This window comes from Acidovorax sp. 59, assembly GCF_002754175.1.
GTDB lineage: Bacteria > Pseudomonadota > Gammaproteobacteria > Burkholderiales > Burkholderiaceae_C > Acidovorax > Acidovorax delafieldii.
Genome location: NZ_PEET01000001.1, coordinates 3829655 through 3846451, shown reverse-complemented (window position 1 = coordinate 3846451; position 16797 = coordinate 3829655). Strand labels below are relative to the sequence as shown.

The 16797-nt window shown below is 64.5% G+C and carries 17 protein-coding genes and 1 pseudogene; 10 read left to right on the top strand and 8 right to left on the bottom strand.

Annotation, left to right across the window (positions count from 1 at the left end; translation table 11 throughout):
* Nucleotides 1-3: 3 nt before the first annotated feature.
* Genes CLU87_RS17505 through CLU87_RS17490 form a run of 4 tightly spaced genes read right to left on the bottom strand, consistent with a single transcriptional unit; the run spans nucleotide 4 to nucleotide 3631 of the window.
* Nucleotides 4-825, bottom strand: a complete 822-nt coding sequence (locus tag CLU87_RS17505) for an ABC transporter ATP-binding protein (RefSeq protein ID WP_099731262.1) — start codon at nucleotides 823-825, stop codon at nucleotides 4-6.
* Entirely contained in the window at nucleotides 822-1661 is an 840-nt protein-coding gene (locus tag CLU87_RS17500; RefSeq protein ID WP_099731261.1) for an ABC transporter ATP-binding protein, read from the bottom strand. The genes CLU87_RS17505 and CLU87_RS17500 overlap by 4 nt, the downstream gene beginning before the upstream one ends.
* 14 nt (nucleotides 1662-1675) lie before the next feature.
* Nucleotides 1676-2752, bottom strand: coding sequence for a branched-chain amino acid ABC transporter permease (locus tag CLU87_RS17495; RefSeq protein WP_057229158.1), 1077 nt, complete (start codon nucleotides 2750-2752; stop codon nucleotides 1676-1678).
* 3 nt (nucleotides 2753-2755) lie between these two features.
* The gene (locus CLU87_RS17490; RefSeq protein ID WP_099731260.1) at nucleotides 2756-3631 is read right to left on the bottom strand and encodes a branched-chain amino acid ABC transporter permease; all 876 of its coding nucleotides are present in this window, start codon (nucleotides 3629-3631) and stop codon (nucleotides 2756-2758) included.
* Nucleotides 3632-3922: 291 nt separating this feature from the next.
* Here CLU87_RS17490 and CLU87_RS17485 point away from each other — a divergent pair, with 291 nt between their 5' ends.
* The 3 genes from CLU87_RS17485 to CLU87_RS17475 all read left to right on the top strand — a co-directional run bounded on the left by CLU87_RS17485 (nucleotide 3923) and on the right by CLU87_RS17475 (nucleotide 6019).
* A complete protein-coding gene (locus tag CLU87_RS17485) occupies nucleotides 3923-4720 on the top strand; it encodes a crotonase/enoyl-CoA hydratase family protein (protein WP_099731259.1) in 798 nt (265 codons plus the stop codon).
* Nucleotides 4721-4825: 105 nt separating this feature from the next.
* Nucleotides 4826-5311, top strand: a complete 486-nt coding sequence (locus CLU87_RS17480) for a thioesterase family protein (protein ID WP_056059361.1) — start codon at nucleotides 4826-4828, stop codon at nucleotides 5309-5311.
* Between the two features lie 150 nt (nucleotides 5312-5461).
* Complete coding sequence (locus CLU87_RS17475; RefSeq protein ID WP_099731258.1) at nucleotides 5462-6019, top strand: polymer-forming cytoskeletal protein; 558 nt, start codon at nucleotides 5462-5464, stop codon at nucleotides 6017-6019.
* A 60-nt stretch (nucleotides 6020-6079) separates the two neighbouring features.
* On the opposite strand, the gene CLU87_RS17470 is transcribed toward CLU87_RS17475, so the two are convergent.
* Nucleotides 6080-6502, bottom strand: coding sequence for an acyl-CoA thioesterase (locus tag CLU87_RS17470; protein WP_015012492.1), 423 nt, complete (start codon nucleotides 6500-6502; stop codon nucleotides 6080-6082).
* A 127-nt stretch (nucleotides 6503-6629) separates the two neighbouring features.
* Here CLU87_RS17470 and CLU87_RS17465 point away from each other — a divergent pair, with 127 nt between their 5' ends.
* The 3 genes from CLU87_RS17465 to CLU87_RS17455 all read left to right on the top strand — a co-directional run bounded on the left by CLU87_RS17465 (nucleotide 6630) and on the right by CLU87_RS17455 (nucleotide 9868).
* A complete protein-coding gene (locus tag CLU87_RS17465; RefSeq protein WP_099731257.1) occupies nucleotides 6630-8486 on the top strand; it encodes an ABC transporter ATP-binding protein/permease in 1857 nt (618 codons plus the stop codon).
* Nucleotides 8487-8529: 43 nt separating this feature from the next.
* A complete protein-coding gene (locus CLU87_RS17460; protein ID WP_099731256.1) occupies nucleotides 8530-9462 on the top strand; it encodes a 2-hydroxyacid dehydrogenase in 933 nt (310 codons plus the stop codon).
* Nucleotides 9463-9535: 73 nt separating this feature from the next.
* The gene (locus tag CLU87_RS17455) at nucleotides 9536-9868 is read left to right on the top strand and encodes a nucleotide pyrophosphohydrolase (protein ID WP_099731255.1); all 333 of its coding nucleotides are present in this window, start codon (nucleotides 9536-9538) and stop codon (nucleotides 9866-9868) included.
* A 177-nt stretch (nucleotides 9869-10045) separates the two neighbouring features.
* On the opposite strand, the gene CLU87_RS17450 is transcribed toward CLU87_RS17455, so the two are convergent.
* The 3 genes and pseudogenes from CLU87_RS17450 to CLU87_RS17440 all read right to left on the bottom strand — a co-directional run.
* Nucleotides 10046-11083 carry a DctP family TRAP transporter solute-binding subunit gene (locus CLU87_RS17450; protein ID WP_099731254.1) on the bottom strand — a complete coding sequence of 346 codons (1038 nt, stop codon included), beginning with the start codon at nucleotides 11081-11083 and terminating at the stop codon, nucleotides 10046-10048.
* Nucleotides 11084-11121: 38 nt separating this feature from the next.
* The gene (locus tag CLU87_RS17445) at nucleotides 11122-12420 is read right to left on the bottom strand and encodes a TRAP transporter large permease (RefSeq protein WP_056745317.1); all 1299 of its coding nucleotides are present in this window, start codon (nucleotides 12418-12420) and stop codon (nucleotides 11122-11124) included.
* A pseudogene (locus CLU87_RS17440) lies at nucleotides 12417-12728 on the bottom strand (TRAP transporter small permease); the annotation flags it as partial. The gene CLU87_RS17445 and the pseudogene CLU87_RS17440, both read right to left, overlap by 4 nt.
* A 174-nt stretch (nucleotides 12729-12902) precedes the next feature.
* Here CLU87_RS17440 and CLU87_RS17435 point away from each other — a divergent pair.
* The 4 genes from CLU87_RS17435 to CLU87_RS17420 all read left to right on the top strand — a co-directional run bounded on the left by CLU87_RS17435 (nucleotide 12903) and on the right by CLU87_RS17420 (nucleotide 16797).
* Nucleotides 12903-13835 (top strand): LysR family transcriptional regulator, encoded by a 933-nt coding sequence (locus tag CLU87_RS17435; protein WP_056745314.1) that lies wholly within the window; start codon nucleotides 12903-12905, stop codon nucleotides 13833-13835.
* A 181-nt stretch (nucleotides 13836-14016) separates the two neighbouring features.
* Nucleotides 14017-14913, top strand: a complete 897-nt coding sequence (locus CLU87_RS17430; protein WP_099731252.1) for an amino acid ABC transporter substrate-binding protein — start codon at nucleotides 14017-14019, stop codon at nucleotides 14911-14913.
* 117 nt (nucleotides 14914-15030) lie between these two features.
* Nucleotides 15031-15930 carry an amino acid ABC transporter substrate-binding protein gene (locus CLU87_RS17425; protein ID WP_056745312.1) on the top strand — a complete coding sequence of 300 codons (900 nt, stop codon included), beginning with the start codon at nucleotides 15031-15033 and terminating at the stop codon, nucleotides 15928-15930.
* Between the two features lie 108 nt (nucleotides 15931-16038).
* Nucleotides 16039-16797, top strand: coding sequence for an amino acid ABC transporter permease (locus CLU87_RS17420; RefSeq protein ID WP_056059340.1), 759 nt, complete (start codon nucleotides 16039-16041; stop codon nucleotides 16795-16797).

Below are 16797 nucleotides of genomic sequence, written 5' to 3'. Positions count from 1 at the left end.
CGCTTATCTCCAGGTCTTCTTTTTCTTCCAGCGCCGCTCTCCGCGCACGCCGACATCTTTCATCCCAAGGTAGAACTCCTTGATGTCGTCCTTCTCGCGCAGGCGCTCGCAGCTATCTTCCATCACGATGCGGCCGTTCTCCAGCACATAGCCGTAGTCCGATGCGTTGAGCGCCATGTTGGCATTCTGCTCCACCAGCAGGATGGTGGTGCCGCGCTCACGGTTGATGCGCACCACGATCTCGAAGATCTCCTTGGTGAGCTTGGGGGACAGGCCCAGGCTGGGCTCGTCGAGCAGGATGAGTTCGGGGTTGGCCATGAGCGCACGCGAGATGGCCAGCATCTGCTGTTGCCCACCCGAGAGCAGGCCGGCGTCCTGCGCGGCGCGCTCCTTCAGGATGGGGAAGTAGCCATACACCGTTTCGATGTCGCGGGCCACGGCGTCGGCATCGCTGCGCGTGTAGGCGCCCATGAGCAGGTTGTCGCGCACCGAGAGCAGTGCAAACACCTCGCGCCCCTCGGGCACGTGCATCAGGCCCCGGCGCACGATGGCCGCCGGGTCGTTGGCGGTGATGTCGGCGCCCTGGAATTCGATGGAGCCCTTGCGGGGGTCGATGATGCCGCTGATGGTCTTCAATATGGTGGTCTTGCCCGCGCCGTTGCTGCCCAGCACGGCGGCGATCTCGCCGCGCCGCACCTGCAGGCTCACGCCGCGGATGGCCTTGATGGGGCCGTAGGCACTCTCCACGTTCTGCAGGCGCAGCAAGGGTTGGTCAGCCGCAGCTGCTGCTGCGGATGTGTTGACGGCGGCAAGTACGGCGTTCATGCCCGAACCCCCATTTTTGAACCCGCCGGACGCCGCAGGTTGCTCACGTCGTCGATGGTGCCCAGGTACGCCTCGATCACGCCGGGGTGCGATTGCACCTCGCGCGGTGAGCCCATGGCCACCACCTCGCCCTGGTTCATGGCCAGCACGCGGTCGGACACCTTGGAGACCAGCGACATGTCGTGCTCCACCATCAGCACGGTGATGCCCAGCTCGTGCTGGATGTCCTGGATCCAGAAGGCCATGTCGTCAGTCTCCTCCACGTTCAGGCCCGACGAGGGCTCGTCGAGCAGCAGCAACTGCGGCTCGGTGCACAGCGCACGGGCCAGCTCCACCACCTTGCGCACGCCGTAGGGCAGGCCGGCGACCATGGTGTCGCGGTAGTGCTGCAGATCGAGAAAGTCGATGACCTGCTCGGCCTTCTCCCGGGCCTGAATTTCCCCTTCGCGCATCTTGCGCGTGAAGAACATCTCGGCCCACAGGCTGCTGTGCTGTCGGGTGTGGCGGCCGATCAGCAGGTTGTGCAGCACACTCGCGTGCTCGAAGAGTTCGATGTTCTGGAAGGTGCGTGCAATGCCCAGGCCTGCCACTTTGTGCGGCGGCTGGTCGGTCAGTGGCAGCAGGGCCCCGCCCGGGCCCGCGTAGGCGATGGTGCCGGTGGTGGGCGTATAGATGCGGCTGATGAGGTTGAACACCGTCGTCTTGCCCGCGCCGTTGGGGCCGATGAGGGTGAACACCTCGCCGCGCCGCACGTCAAAGCTCACGTTGTTGACCGCCAGCACGCCGCCGAAGCGGACGCTGAGGTTCTGCGCCGAAAGCAGCATGTCTTGGTTCATAGTGGTCGCCGCGCTCATTTCAAGCGATCCGATTTCTGGAACGACTTCTGCCGCTTGAACAAGCCCTTGCGGTAGAACGGGAACATCTGCAGCCAGGTGCGCACCTTGAGCCAGCGGCCATACAGCCCCATGGGCTCGAACAGCACAAACGCGATCAGCACGACGCCGTACACCACCGCCTGCAGGCCGGGTGACTGTCCGATGGAGTCCGGCAGCCAGTCCTTGCCCAGGGAGATGAGCTGTGGCATGGAGATCAGGAAAATTGCGCCCAGAAAGGCGCCATGCACCGAGCCCAGCCCGCCGATCACGATCATCAGCAGCAGGTCGATGGACTGCAGGATGTTGAACTGGTCGGGCGAGATGAACTGCAGCTTGTGCGCGTACAACGCACCGCCGACGCCTGCCAGTGCGGCCGATATGGAGAACGACAGCGTCTTGTAGCGGGCCAGGTGGATGCCCATGCTCTGGGCGGAGATCTCTGAATCACGGATGGCGACAAACGCACGGCCCGTGGGCGAGCGCAGCAGGTTCAGGATGGCCAGCGTGCTGACCACCGCAATCACGAGGCACAAAAAGTAGAACGACTCCGTGGTCTCGAACGAGTAGCCCGCGATTTGTGGCGGTACCAGGTGCTTGCCGGAGTTGCCGCCGGTCACCGACTCCCAGCGCGCAAAAACTTCCTCCACAATGAACCCGAACGACAGTGTGGCCATGCCCAGGTAGATGCCTTTGACGCGCAATGCGGGCAGGCCCACCACCACACCCACAGCGGCCGACAGCCCCGCCGCGCAGGCCAGAGACAGCGCAAACGGCCAGCCCATTCCCGTGAGCACTGCCTGCGTATACGCCCCCACGCCCAGAAACGCTGCGTGCCCCAGCGAGAACAAGCCGGTGAAGCCCGCCAGCAGCATCAGCCCCAGGCCCACGATGGCGTAGATGAGCACAAAGGTGAGCTGCGCCAGCCAGTATTCGGGCGCCACCCAGGGCGCGGCGACGAGGGCAAGGCACAGCAAGCTGTACCAGAACACGTGCCCGCCATGCTTGGCGAGGCGAATGTCTTGCTCGTACGAGGTCTTGAAGAGAAAGCGCATGGGTCAGACTTTCTTTCTCAGCTTCTCGCCGAACAGTCCGTTGGGTTTGACCATCAGCATGATCAGCACCACGATGTACGCGGCCGTGTCTTTGAACCCATCGGGCAGATAGAAGCCCGAGAGCGATTCGACGATGCCGATCACCAGTCCGCCGACGATGGCGCCCGGCAGGCTGCCAAAGCCGCCCACCACAGCGGCCGGGAAGGCCTTGAGGCCGATCAGCCCCATGTTGGCGTGCACGAAGGTAATGGGCGCCAGCAGCAGGCCTGCCACCGCCGCCACGGCGGCGGCCAGGCCCCAGGCCAGACCGTTGAGCCGCTGCACCGGAATGCCCATGTAGTAGGCGGCCAGCTGGTTCTGCGACGACGCCTGCATGGCGATGCCCAGCTTGCTGTAGCGGAACATGGCAAACAGCAGCACGCACAACACGCCCGTGGCGCCGATCACCACCAGCTGCTCGGCGTTGAGCACCAGCGCACCGAGGCGAAACGACAAGTCCTTGTAGGGCACGGGCAGCGTGTGCGTCTCGGTGCCGATGTTGGGGATCATGGTCACCAGCCCACGCAGCACGTAGCCGATGCCGATGGTGAGCATGACGATGGAGAAGGCGGGCTGGCCCAGGATGGGACGGATCACGGCGCGCTCCAGCACCACGCCAAAGCAGCCCATGGCCAGGATGCTGGCGAGCACGGCCACCCAGAAGGGAAAGCCCAGCACCGTCATGAGTGCCAGCCCGCAGAAAGCGCCGAGCATCATGAGTTCGCCCTGGGCGAAGCTCACGGTCTCCGTGGCCTTGTAGATGAGCACGAAGCCCAGCGCGATCAGGCCGTAGATGCACCCCTGGGAGATGCCGCTGATCAACAGTTGCACAAATTGCACACTGGCTCTCCAGAATAAGTGATACGCAAAGCGGGTAAGAGCGGGGCGTATGCCTTGTGGGCATGTGCCAGGTGCATCGTTGCTTGCGCAGGTCCTGCAGAATATTTTTACAAAGCGATTGCTTTGCATAAATAATGGTGCACGCGTGCTGTGCATACCGCACTCGGGGCTAACCCTGATGGGGTGGGCGAGCGGGTAGCGGCGGATATTGACGCAGCGCTGCACCCTGCGCAATAGGAGTAACGTCGGGTGGGTGAACAGGTTCTGAGCACCGGACCACAGGAGAGCCGCATGTCCGTAGAGGTTGAAACGCAAGGCGGTGTCACGCTGGTGACATTGCGCCGGCCGGATGTGCGCAACGCGGTGGATGCCGACACCGCCCGCATACTGCATGCGGCCTTTCTGGCCTTTGAGCACGATGAAAGCGCCAATGTGGCGGTGTTCCAGGGCGCTGGTGGGCATTTTTGTGCGGGCTGGGATCTGCAGTCGGGCGCGCGTCTGCTGGCCGCCGGCGTCACGCCCGAGGCGCTCGCCGAGACGCTGGACTTCACGGCCGATGCGGTCCACCCACCTGGGCCCATGGGGCCGAGTCGCCTGCATCTGTCCAAGCCGGTGATTGCGGCGATCGAAGGCGCCGCTGTGGCCGGCGGCATGGAGCTGGCACTGTGGTGCGACCTGCGCGTGATGGCGGAGGACGCTTACATGGGCGTGTTCTGCCGCCGTTTTGGCGTGCCGCTGATCGATGGCGGCACCGTGCGCCTGCCGCGCCTTGTCGGGCTGTCGCACGCGCTCGACCTGATCCTGACCGGGCGCAAGGTGGAATCTGCCGAAGCCCTGCGCATGGGGCTGTGCAACCGCGTGGTGCCTGCCGGGCAGGCGCTGGAGGCAGCCCTGGCCCTGGCACATCAGTTGGCCGCCTTCCCGCAGGCCACCCTGCGTGCAGACCGCGCCAGTGCGCTGGCCGCCGAGGGCTTGCCATTGCAGCAGGCCTTGCTGCAGGAGTGGGCGGGTGGCCGCGAATGCCTGGCCGAGGCGCTGCGCGGCGCCTCGCGTTTTGCGGCTGGGCAGGGACGCCACGGCCAGTTTTAAGTCAAAATGCCTCCAGGTGCTGGTGTATCAAGCGCCAGCAGCTATAAAAACAGGAGTCATCGGACCGGTGGGCGCAGCGCGCTGCAGGTCCGCACACAGCACACCATGAGCAAAACCATTTCCCCCCAGCCACAGGCTTTCGAGCCCGAGTTCATCGCCGGGCTCAAGTCCATCTTTGAAGAAAAGATCGTGTTCAACCAGGTCCTGGGGCTTAAGGTCACCGCCCTGGCGCCTGACGGCGTGGTGGGACGCATTGACATGAAGCCCGACCTGGTGGGGCACTACGCCTACAACCGCATTCACGGTGGCGTGATCAGTGCGGGGCTCGACGCCATGGGCGGCCTGGCCGTGATGGCTGCGATTGGCGCCAAGCACCTGGACGAGCCGCCCGAGCAGCGCCTGCACCGCTTTGCCAAGCTGGGCACCATCGACCTGCGCATCGACTACCTGCGCCCGGGCATTGGCAGCCACTTTGAGCTGCGGGCGCAGGTGTTACGGCTGGGCTCGCGTGTCGCCACGACACGCATGGAGTTTCTGGGGCCGGACGGGCAGATCATGTCGGCGGGGGCTGCGGCGTACATCGTTTCTTGATCCGGGCGTGCTGCCGTGCGCGGGATGTGTGATCCCGCAAGCCTTGCAAGCGCATGCTACGAGAGAACCGTTTGGTTACCGTTCTTGCGTAACGAAGGCATCTTTCCAGGGGCACGAAACCTACGATGACTCTCTTTTCAAGGAGATCTGATGGCCGTGCAAAACCCTTTCTTTGGCAAGCGTGAACCCGAGTCGTTCCAACCCCGCAGCAGCACCACCTCAGGCTCCGTATTGGGCGGCACGGCGGCCAGCAGCGCCGCACCTGCGCAGCCGGTGCCTGCTCCGGCTGCCCCCAAGTCGGCCAGTGCCAGCGACAGCTCAGGCAGCAAGCTCACGGTGGGCCCGAACATCAAGCTCAAGGGCGTGGAGATCACCGACTGCGACACGCTCGTGGTCGAAGGCACGGTCGAGGCCACGATGGATTCGCGCGTGATCCAGATCTCGGAGCACGGCGCCTTCAAGGGCTCGGCTGAGATCGACATTGCCGAGATCCACGGCGAGTTCAACGGCACGCTCACCGTGCGGCAAAAGCTGGTGATCTACAGCACCGGCAAGGTCAACGGCAAGATCCGCTACGGCAAGCTGGTGGTGGAAGAGGGTGGACAGCTGGCGGGAGAGATCGAGGCCGGTTTTTCCGCATCGTCGTCTAGCAGCACACAGCGGGCAGCAGCCCCTTTGAGGGCTGAGCCAGCCGCGCTGGCAGCCTGATCTGCACTCACAGCCGCGCCCCGATAGGCGCGGTCAGTCCGTTCGATTCCGTTCGGTGGCTCACGCAGGCGCGTTGTGCTTGGGCACCGGGCGCGGCCTGCCCTGGTGGTCGATGGCCACATAGGTCAGTCGCGCCTCCGTCACTTTCACATACTGCCCCTGGGCAGAAAAACGCTCGGCATACACCTCCACCTCCACGGTGACCGAGGTGTTGCCGACGCGCGTGATGGCCGAGAAGAACGACAGGATGTCGCCCACGCGCACGGGCTGCTTGAAGATGAATTCATTGACCGCCACCGTGGCCATGCGGCCCTGGATGTAGCGCGCGGGCAGCACGGAGCCCGCCAGGTCAACCTGCGCCATCACCCATCCGCCAAAGATGTCGCCATTGCCGTTGGTGTCGGCGGGCATGGGGATGACCTTGAGCACCAGCTCCTTGTCGGTGGGCAATGCGGCGGGTGGTGGGCTGAAAACGGCAGACATGGGCACAATCTCGGTTGGGGCTGAGCCAATCCTTGGGGAAACCGGTGGTTTCACAAGGCCTCGCGCCCTGAAAAAGCCACCTGGGCATCAGCCAGGTCGGTAAAAACAACAACCGGAATTGTCCCCCATGCGCCACCACGGCGAAACCTCCCCCCCTGCCGCCGCCAGCGCGCCCGGTGCCACCGCCAGTGGCATGGCCGCCAGTCCCGCACCGGTCCAGTCGGACTGGGTCACCCTGCACCGATTGCTGCCCTACCTGTGGCAATACAAATGGCGCGTGATAGCCGCCATCGTCTTCATGGTGGGCGCCAAGTTCGCCAACGTGGGCGTGCCCATCCTGCTCAAGACGCTGGTCGATGCCATGAGCCTGAAGCCGGGCGACCCCGCCGCGCTGCTGGTGGTGCCGGTGGGGCTGCTGGTGGCCTACGGCGCGCTGCGGCTGTCCACCTCGTTGTTCACCGAGCTGCGCGAGCTGGTGTTTGCCAAGGCAACGCAGGGCGCAGCGCGCTCGATTGCGCTGCAGACCTTTGAGCACCTGCATGCGCTTAGCCTGCGGTTTCACTTGGAGCGGCAGACGGGTGGCATGACGCGTGACATCGAGCGCGGTGTGCGCGGCATCGAGTCGCTGATCTCGTTCACGCTGTTCAACGTGGTCGCCACCCTGGTTGAGGTGGTGCTGGTGCTGTCGGTGCTGGCCATCAAGTTCGACGCCTGGTTTGCGTGGATCACGCTGGCGGCGCTGGCGCTGTACATCCTCTTCACGGTGCTGGTGACCGAGTGGCGCACCCAGTTCCGCCGCGAGGCCAACGAGTTCGACTCGGCCGCGCATTCCAAGGCCGTGGATTCGCTGCTCAACTACGAGACGGTGAAGTACTTCAACAACGAAGGCTTCGAGGCCCGCCGCTATGACGAAAGCCTGGAGCGCCTGCGCCGCGCGCGCCTGAAGAGCCAGACCACGCTGTCCCTGCTCAACACCGGCCAGCAGCTCATCATTGCCGTGGGCCTGGTGGCCATGCTCTGGCGCGCCACACAGGGCGTGGTCGATGGCCGCATGACGCTGGGCGACCTGGTCATGGTCAACGCCTTCATGATCCAGCTGTACATCCCGCTCAACTTCCTGGGCGTGATCTACCGCGAGATCAAGCAAAGCCTGACCGACCTGGACAAGATGTTCACGCTGATGGACAAGGAGCGCGAGGTGGCCGACGCCCCTGGCGCCAAGCCGCTGGCGGGGCTGGACCAGCCCACCTTGCGTTTCGAGGACGTGGTGTTTGCTTATGACGCCAAGGGCGGGCGCACCATCCTGCAAGGCATCAGCTTCGAGATCCCGGCGGGCAAGACGGTGGCGGTGGTGGGGCCCTCGGGTTCGGGCAAGAGCACGCTGGCGCGGCTGCTGTTCCGCTTCTACGACATCCAGCAGGGGCGCATCACCATTGCGGGGCAGGAGATCCGCAGCGTGACGCAGGCCAGCGTGCGCCAGGCCATTGGCATCGTGCCGCAAGACACCGTGCTGTTCAACGATACCGTGGCCTACAACATCGCCTATGGCCGCCCTGGCGCCAGCCAGGACGAGATCGAATCCGCCGCCCGCGCCGCGCGCATCCACGACTTCATCGCCAGCACACCCAAGGGCTACGCCACCATGGTCGGCGAGCGGGGGCTCAAGCTTTCGGGCGGTGAAAAGCAGCGCGTGGCGATTGCCCGCACCTTGCTCAAGAACCCGCCCATCCTGATCTTTGACGAGGCCACCAGCGCGCTGGACTCCGCCAACGAGCGCGCCATCCAGGCCGAGCTGCAGGGCGTGGCGCAGAACAAGACCACGCTGGTGATTGCCCATCGCCTGTCCACGGTGGTGGACGCGCACGAGATCCTGGTCATGGACGCGGGCCGCATCATCGAGCGCGGCACGCACGCGCAGCTGCTGGCCCTCGGCGGCCGCTACGCCAGCATGTGGTCGCTCCAGCAAAGCGATGCTGCCGCCTGAGCGGCATCCCTCTCTCTTTTATTTGTTTCGCGATTTGTAATCCATGAAGCCCGTCCTTCTCGCCCTCATGTTTTTGTCTGAAGAGCACATCGCGCAGATGGCCCAGACCTTTGAAGTGATCTACGCCCCCGATGCACCGCAGGCCGCCACCGCCATCGCGCAGCACGGCAGCCGCGTGCGTGTGGTGCTCACCATTGGTGCGGTGGGCCTGAGCCCGGCGCAGATCGATGCGCTGCCCGCGCTCACACTCATCTGCGCGCTAGGCGCAGGCTACGAGAACGTGGCGGTGGCCCATGCCAAGGCGCGCGGCATTGTGGTGGCCACCGGTGCAGGCACCAACGACGACTGCGTGGCCGACCACACCTGGGGCCTGCTGATCGCGGCGCAGCGCCGCATCCTGCTGTTGGACAAGGCCACCCGCGCCGGCATCTGGCGCACGGCCTTGCCGCTGCCGCCCAACGTGTCGCACAAGCGGCTGGGCATCATCGGCCTGGGCACCATCGGCAAGAAGATTGCCCAGCGCGCGCTGGGCTTCGAGATCGAGGTGGGCTACCACAACCGCAGTGCACGCACCGATGTGCCTTATCGCTACTTTGCCGATGTCACCGCGCTGGCCGAATGGGCGGACTTCCTCGTGGTCGCCACGCCGGGCGGCGCGGGCACCAAACATTTGGTCAACGCCGACGTGCTGAAGGCGCTCGGCGCGCGGGGCGTGGTGGTCAACATCGCGCGCGGCAGCGTGATCGACACCACCGCCCTGGCCGCAGCGCTGCGCGACGGCCGCATTGCCGCCGCAGGGCTGGATGTGTACGAGAGCGAGCCCGCCCCCCCGGCCGAGCTGCTGGACCTGGACAACGTGGTGCTCACGCCCCATGTGGCGGGCTGGTCGCCCGAAGCCGTGCAGGCCTCGGTGGACCGGTTCATGGAGAACGCCCGGCGCCATCTGGCGGGTGAGGCGCCGGTCACGCCGGTGTGACCGGTTTGGGGCCGTGCAGGTCGATAGCGCTAGTGGAATATGCGCTGTTAGCTATTGAATCAGGAGCAATGGAATGTCTGTCGATTTGACGGAGCTGCAGACCCGGTTGCGCGCGTTTGCGGCGGAGCGGCAGTGGCAGCCGTTCCACACCCCCAAGAACCTGGCGATGGCGCTGATGGTCGAGGCGGCCGAGCTGGCGGAGATCTTTCAGTGGATGACGCCGGAACAGTCGCTCGCCGTGCGTGAGGACCCGGCGCTGAAGGAGCCCATTGCCGATGAGGTGGCCGACGTGCTGCTGTACCTGCTGCAGCTCGCGGACCACGCGGGCGTGGACCTGGCCGAGGCCGTGGAGCACAAGCTGCGCAAAAACGCGGTCAAGCACCCAGTTCCCGATGATTTGAAGTGAAAGCGGCCGGTAGCGCTAGTGCAATATGCCTTGGGTGCTATCAAATAAATAGTGAAATCGCGGGCACTTCCCCAGCTGTCGCTTTCGCGCCCGCCCAGCAAAAAGCCCCGCCATGGCGGGGCTTTGGCAAACACCGGGCGACTGCTCGCACCGGTGACGGACGGGCCCACTCAAGGGTCACTTCTTGCGTGCAGCAATGGCCTTCTCGGCAGAGCCCACGAGGTCGGCGCCGATCTGGCCCTTCCACTTTTCGTACACGGGGCGCGTGGCCTTCACGAACGCGTCGCGCTCGGCGGCGGACAGCTGCGTGACGGTCACGCCGTTGGCGGCGATTTCCTTGAGCAGGGGCTTGTCGGCCTCGACCATGCCCTTGCGGGCGATGGCGATTTCTTCCTTGCCAGCGTCGATGGCGGCCTGCTTCACGATCTCTCGGTCCGCAGGGGTCCACGAAGCCCAGATGTCCTTGTTCACCACGAACACCAGCGGGTCGTTCACGTAGCCCCACATGGTGATGTGCTTCTGCGCCACGGTATGCAGCTTGGCGGCCTGGTACACGGCGATGGGGTTCTCCTGGCCGTCCACCGCGCCGCTGGCAAAGGCGGGCTGTGCGTCGGCCCAGCTCATTTGTGTGGGGTTGGCGCCCAGCGCGGTGAAGGTGTCCAGGAACAGGGGCGAGCCCACCACACGGATCTTCAGCCCCTTGAGGTCGGCGGGGCTCTTGATGGCCAGCTTGGAGTTGGAGATTTCGCGGTAGCCGTTCTCACCCCAGGCGAGCGGCACGACACCTGCCTTCTCCAGCGTGGTGAAGATCTGCTTGCCCACGTCGCCTTGCGTCACTGCATCGACCGCAGCGTAGTCGGGGAACAGGAAGGGCAGCGAGAACAGGTTGAGCTGCTTGACCTGGGGCGACCAGTTGATGGTGGAGCCCACGGCCATGTCGATCACGCCCTGGCGCAGGGCACTGAACTCGCGCGTCTGGTCGCCCTGGATCAGCGACACGCCGGGGTAGAGCTTGATGTTGATGCGGCCCTGGGTGCGCTCGCGCACCTTGTTGGCCCACAGCTCGCCGCCCTTGCCCCAGGGAAAGGCCGTGCCCAGCACCAGCGACATGCGGTACTCGCTCTTGTACGCGGTCTGCGCGATGGCGGCAGGGGCGGTGAACGCCAGGGCGGCGGCAGCGGCCACGGCGGAAGTGAGGAAGGTGCGCAGTTTCATTGTTTCAGTCTCCTGGTTAGAAATTCGTCGGCAAGGGGTCAGTAGCCCAGTTTGGCGGGCAGCCACAGGGCCAGTTGCGGGAAGGCGATCACGGCCACCATCACAAGGAACATGGCGAACAGCATCCAGCCCACCCAGCGCACGGTCGATTCCATGCGCACACCGGCAATGCGGCAAGACACCATCAGGTTCACGGCCAGTGGCGGGGTGAACTGGCCCAGGGCCACCTTGAGCGTGAGGATGACGCCAAACCACACCGGGTCCCACTTGTAGTGCTGCATGATGGGCAGCAGCAGCGGCACAAAGATCAGGAAGATCGAGATGCCGTCAAGGAACATGCCCACCGTGATCAGCAGCACGATGAGCAGCGCCAGCACGCCGTACTCGCCCAGGCCCGAGTTCACGATGGCGTTGGCCACCGGGTCGATCACGCCCAGCGTGGACAGCGAATACGCAAAGATGCCCGCGAGCGAGACAACGATGAGGATCACGGCGGACAGCTCGCCCGATTCGCGCAAGATGGGGAACAGGTCGCGCACAGAAATCGTGCGGTGGATCACCATGCCCACGAACAGGCCGTAGAACACCGCGACCACGGCGGCTTCCGTCGGCGTGAACCAACCGGCACGCATGCCGCCCAGGATCAGCACCGGCGCGGCCAGGCCCCAGGTGGCCTCGCGCAGGCTCTTCCAGAATGGGGGGCGGGGCATGGTGGCTTCGAGCGCGCCCATCTTGTGCTTGCGCGCCATCCACACGGCGGGCACGATCAGCGCCACGCCCGCCAGGATGCCCGGGATCATGCCAGCCGCAAACAGCGCGGGCACCGAGGCGCCGGGCACCAGCACCGAGTAGATGATGAACGCGACCGAGGGCGGGATCAGGATGTCGGTGGCCGCAGCGGCCCCCACCACGCTGGCCGAGAACGAGGGCGGGTAGCCCGCGCGCGACATGGCCGCGATCATCACCCCGCCCACAGCAGCGGCATTGGCCGGGCCCGAGCCCGAGATGCCGCCCAGGAACATGGCCACCGCAATGGCCACCAGCGGCAGCATGCCCGGGCCACGCCCGACGATGGCCACGGCAAAGTTCACGAGGCGCAGCGCCACGCCCGAGCGGTCGAAGATGGAGCCGACCAGCACGAACATCGGGATGGCCAGCAGCGGGTACTTGCCCAGGCCGGCGTAGAAGTTCTGCGGCACGGCCAGCAGGCCGAACCACTGGCTGTCGGCATTGGCCAGCGCAATGGCGGCGGCACCGGCCAGGCCCAGCGCGGCGCCAATCGGCACGCCCACAAACATCAGGCCCAGAAAGGCCACAAACAGCAGCGTTGCGATCATGGTTGCGCATCCTTGTGCGCCGGGGCGGCATCGCTGACCGCGCCGCGGCTGCGGCGGATGAACAGCCCAATGGCGCGTGCCGTGATGAGCGCAGAGAACACGGGCAGCCAGATTGAATACCACCACTGCGGCACGCCGATGCCGGGGGAGGTTTCGCCAAAGCTGTAGTCGTCCCACACCACGCGCACGCTCAGGACGGCGATGACGCCAAACAGCAGGGCCACAGTGGCCGCGCCCAGCATGGACAGGCGCTTGCTGCGCAGGGCAGAGCCGCCCTCGGCAAAGTACTCGATGCGGATGTGCGGGTCGCCCTGCCCGGCAGTGTTGTGCACCAGGGGCCTCGACGCGGAGCGCTGTAGGCGCCGCTTTCTATTATGCGATGGGTTGCTATGCATGCACACCATTGGTGCGCCGCGTCAGCACTGTGTAAACCCTCATGCCAGCGGCCAGCACGGTGTAGCCCGCGCGCGGATAATGCACCGATGGAAACCAAGTGGCTTGAAGATTTCGTCAGTCTTGCGGAAACCCGCAGCTTCAGCCGGTCAGCGCAGCTGCGGCATGTGACCCAGCCAGCGTTCTCGCGGCGCATCCAGGCGCTGGAGGCCTGGGCCGGCACCGACCTGGTGGACCGCAGCTCCTACCCCACCCGGCTGACCCCGGCCGGCAAGACCCTGTACGACCAGGCCCTGGAAATGCTCCAGTCGCTGCAGAACACGCGCGCCATGCTGCGCGCGCACACCAGTGCAGGCAAGGACATGATCGAGTTCGCCGTGCCCCACACGCTGGCGTTCACGTTCTTCCCGGCCTGGGTGTCCAGCCTGCACGACAAGTTCGGCCCGTTCAAAAGCCGCCTGATTGCGCTGAATGTGCACGACGCGGTGATGCGCCTGGTCGAAGGCGGGTGCGACCTGCTGATCGCATACCACCACCCCTCGCAGCCCTTTCAGCTCGATGCCGATCGGTATGAAATGGTCAGCCTGGGTCAGGAAGTGTTGTCGCCCTACAGCAAGGCCGACGCCGATGGCCAGCCCGTGCACCGCCTGCCCGGCCGCGCGGGGCAGCCGCTGCCCTACCTAGGCTATGCGCCCGGCGCCTACCTGGGGCGGGTGACCGAACTCATCCTCAAACAATCGCAGACGCCCATTCACCTGGAGCGTGTGTACGAGACCGATATGGCCGAAGGTCTCAAGGCCATGGCGCTGGAAGGGCATGGCGTGGCCTTCTTGCCCCACAGCGCCGTGAAGAAGGAGCTGCGCTCGCGCCGCCTGGTCAGCGCCGCGCCCCCCGACACCGAAGGCCTGCAGATGACCATGGATGTGCGTGCCTACCGCGAAAAGCCCAATGGCAAGGACACCCCTAAAGGCACGGCGCAGGCGCTGTGGACCTACCTGCAGGCCCAAGCGGCCTCATGCTAAGGGTAAATACGGACATAAACACTTTGCATAGTTGTGCGCGCAAACGGCATTGGAATTTCACCGTAACGACACGTACAGTCTGCGCCATCGCCGGATCGGTGGATAGCAGCGTGTGCCTTGGCAGGGCCCCACGGTGGCACGAAGATTGCAAACCCGGTTCATTCCTTCACAGAGGCATCGTATGAAAGTTCAGCATTGGGGATTGGCCTGGGGCCTCGCAGCACTGTGCTGTGCGGTCGGTGCGTCTGCGCAGGCCAGCGTGCTGGAGCGCGTGGCTGGCGGTGGCAAGCTGGTCATTGCCTACCGTGAATCCTCGGTGCCTTTCTCGTACGTCGACAGCCAGTCGGGCAAGCCTGTGGGCTATGCGCTGGACCTGTGCCTGCGCATGGCCGAGCTGGTGCGCAAGAAGACCGGCAAGAAGGACATGGAGATCGAGCTGGTGCCTGTCACGCCGGCCAACCGCATCGCCATGATCGAGCAGGGCAAGGCCGACATGGAGTGTGGCTCCACCACCAACAACGCCGAGCGGCGCCAGAAGGTGGCCTTCACCATCCCCCACTTCATCACCGGCGCGCGGCTGCTGGTCAAGTCCTCCAGCACCATCGACAGGGTGGAGGATCTCAACGGCAAGAAGCTGGTGTCCACCAAGGGCACGACGCCCCTGAAGGCGGCCGACCAGGCCAACCGCGAGCGCCTGATGGGCATCACCATCGTCGAGGCACCCGACCATGCCAAGGCGGTCGAGATGGTCGAGAAGGGTGAGGCCGATGCGTTTGTGATGGACGACGTGCTGCTGTACGGCCTGGCGGCCGGGCGGCCCGACCCCAAAGCGCTCAAGGTGGTGGGCCGCTTCATGACCACCGAGCCACTGGCCATCATGCTGCCCAAGAACGACCCTGAGTTCAAAAAGCTGGTGGACGAGGAAATGCGCCGCCTGATTACCAGCCGCGAGATTTACCCGATTTACGACAAGTGGTTCAACAAGGCCATTCCGCCCAACAACACCGTGCTGAGCCTGCCGGTCAGTTACTTGTTGCGCGACTTCTGGAAATACCCTACCGACCAGGTCCCGTTCTGACTAATATCCCTGGTTGCGTGCTACCCCTTTTTGGAGTGCGGTCCTGACCGGTTACCCCCGGCTGGCCCCTGTCTCTAAAATCCCCCCCTTTTTCGTTTTCAACACAAGGAGATCCCTATGAAGAAACATTTGCTCGCGGTTGCCGTGACCGCCTTGGCTGCAGGCAGCGTATTTGCCCAGGCCAATGACACTCTGGCCAAGATCAAGGCCTCCGGCAGCGTGACGCTGGGCGTGCGCGAGTCTTCAGGTCTTTCGTACACGCTGGGCAACGGCAAGTACGTGGGTTTCCACACCGAAATGGGCGAGATCGTTCTGCACGACATCCAGAAGCAACTGGGCTTGCCCAAGCTGGATATCAAGTACCAGCCCGTGACCTCGCAAAACCGTATTCCGCTGGTGACCAACGGCACCGTGGACCTGGAGTGCGGCTCCACCACCAACAACGCTGCTCGCCAAAAGGACGTGGCGTTTGCCGTGACCACCTATGTGGAAGAAGTGCGCACCGTGGTGAAGGCCAACTCGGGCATCACCTCGATCAAGGACCTGAACGGCAAGACCGTGGCCACCACCACCGGCACGACCTCCGTGCAGACCCTGCGCAAGCACGAACGTGCTGGCGGCATCGACTTCAAGGAAGTGTTCGGCAAGGACCACGCCGACAGCTTCCTGATGCTGGAAACCGGCCGTGCTGACGCGTTCGTGATGGACGGCTCCATCCTGGCTGCCAACATCTCCAAGTCCAAGAACCCTGCCGATTACAAGATCGTGGGCGAAGTGCTGTCGGTGGAACCCATCGCCTGCATGCTGCGCAAGGACGACCCCGCGTTCAAGAAGGCTGTGGACGACTCCATCAAGCGCCAGATCGCCGACGGCTCGCTGGCCAAGCTGTACGACAAGTGGTTCATGCAACCCGTGCCACCGACCAACACCAAGATCGGCCTGCCGATGTCCGACGCTACCAAGGCAGCTTGGGCATCGCCTAACGACAAGCCCATGGAAGACTACGCCAAGAAGTAAGCTCTGCAACGCTTGTGCCCCTTCGGCCAGCTGGTTTGAAGGGGCTTTTTTGTTGGGTCGGCCCAGTGGGCCCCCCAGCGCAAAACCAAAAATTAAAGGGGTGCTCCTATGAGTTGGGATTGGCAGGTGTTCTGCCAGGACACCATGGACCGGGATGTGGTGCAGGGCTGCTTTGGCAAAGGCGGCGAGATCACCTACCTGGACTGGATGCTGTCGGCCTGGGGCTGGACGGTGTCCGTTTCGCTGCTGGCCTTGCTGCTGGCGCTTGTGTTGGGTTCATTCATCGGTACGCTGCGCACCTTGCAGGATCGCCCGATGATTGTTCGGCTGGGCAACGCCTGGGTCGAGCTGTTTCGCAATATTCCGCTGCTGGTGCAGATTTTCCTGTGGTACCACGTGCTGCCCAGCCTGTTCCCGGTGCTGCGGGGCGTTCCCGGTTTTGCGCTGGTGGTGCTGGCGCTGGGCTTTTTCACCTCGGCACGTATCGCCGAGCAGGTGCGTTCGGGCATCCAGGCCCTGCCACGCGGCCAGCGGTATGCCGGCATGGCCATGGGTTTCACCACCTTCCAGACCTACCGCTATGTGCTGCTGCCCATGGCGTTTCGCATCATCATTCCGCCACTGACCAGCGAGACGATGAACATCTTCAAGAACTCGTCCGTGGCGTTTGCCGTGTCGGTGGCTGAACTCACCATGTTCGCCATGCAGGCGCAGGAAGAAACCTCGCGCGGCATCGAGGTCTATCTGGCGGTGACCACGCTGTACATCATCTCGGCGTTTGCGATCAACCGCATCATGGCCTTCATTGAAAAGCGCGCACGCATCCCTGGCATGGTCGTGAGTGGCGCGGCCGGAGGGGGGCATTGA

What these genes read in the sequence shown, in the direction of transcription:
- CLU87_RS17505 (WP_099731262.1), bottom strand. Translation starts at nt 825, where the DNA reads ATGAACGCCGTACTTGCCGCCGTCAACACATCCGCAGCAGCAGCTGCG.
- CLU87_RS17500 (WP_099731261.1), bottom strand. Translation starts at nt 1,661, where the DNA reads ATGAACCAAGACATGCTGCTTTCGGCGCAGAACCTCAGCGTCCGCTTC.
- CLU87_RS17495 (WP_057229158.1), bottom strand. Translation starts at nt 2,752, where the DNA reads ATGCGCTTTCTCTTCAAGACCTCGTACGAGCAAGACATTCGCCTCGCC.
- CLU87_RS17485 (WP_099731259.1), top strand. Translation starts at nt 3,923, where the DNA reads ATGTCCGTAGAGGTTGAAACGCAAGGCGGTGTCACGCTGGTGACATTG.
- CLU87_RS17480 (WP_056059361.1), top strand. Translation starts at nt 4,826, where the DNA reads ATGAGCAAAACCATTTCCCCCCAGCCACAGGCTTTCGAGCCCGAGTTC.
- CLU87_RS17475 (WP_099731258.1), top strand. Translation starts at nt 5,462, where the DNA reads ATGGCCGTGCAAAACCCTTTCTTTGGCAAGCGTGAACCCGAGTCGTTC.
- CLU87_RS17470 (WP_015012492.1), bottom strand. Translation starts at nt 6,502, where the DNA reads ATGTCTGCCGTTTTCAGCCCACCACCCGCCGCATTGCCCACCGACAAG.
- CLU87_RS17465 (WP_099731257.1), top strand. Translation starts at nt 6,630, where the DNA reads ATGCGCCACCACGGCGAAACCTCCCCCCCTGCCGCCGCCAGCGCGCCC.
- CLU87_RS17460 (WP_099731256.1), top strand. Translation starts at nt 8,530, where the DNA reads ATGAAGCCCGTCCTTCTCGCCCTCATGTTTTTGTCTGAAGAGCACATC.
- CLU87_RS17455 (WP_099731255.1), top strand. Translation starts at nt 9,536, where the DNA reads ATGTCTGTCGATTTGACGGAGCTGCAGACCCGGTTGCGCGCGTTTGCG.
- CLU87_RS17450 (WP_099731254.1), bottom strand. Translation starts at nt 11,083, where the DNA reads ATGAAACTGCGCACCTTCCTCACTTCCGCCGTGGCCGCTGCCGCCGCC.
- CLU87_RS17445 (WP_056745317.1), bottom strand. Translation starts at nt 12,420, where the DNA reads ATGATCGCAACGCTGCTGTTTGTGGCCTTTCTGGGCCTGATGTTTGTG.
- CLU87_RS17435 (WP_056745314.1), top strand. Translation starts at nt 12,903, where the DNA reads ATGGAAACCAAGTGGCTTGAAGATTTCGTCAGTCTTGCGGAAACCCGC.
- CLU87_RS17430 (WP_099731252.1), top strand. Translation starts at nt 14,017, where the DNA reads ATGAAAGTTCAGCATTGGGGATTGGCCTGGGGCCTCGCAGCACTGTGC.
- CLU87_RS17425 (WP_056745312.1), top strand. Translation starts at nt 15,031, where the DNA reads ATGAAGAAACATTTGCTCGCGGTTGCCGTGACCGCCTTGGCTGCAGGC.
- CLU87_RS17420 (WP_056059340.1), top strand. Translation starts at nt 16,039, where the DNA reads ATGAGTTGGGATTGGCAGGTGTTCTGCCAGGACACCATGGACCGGGAT.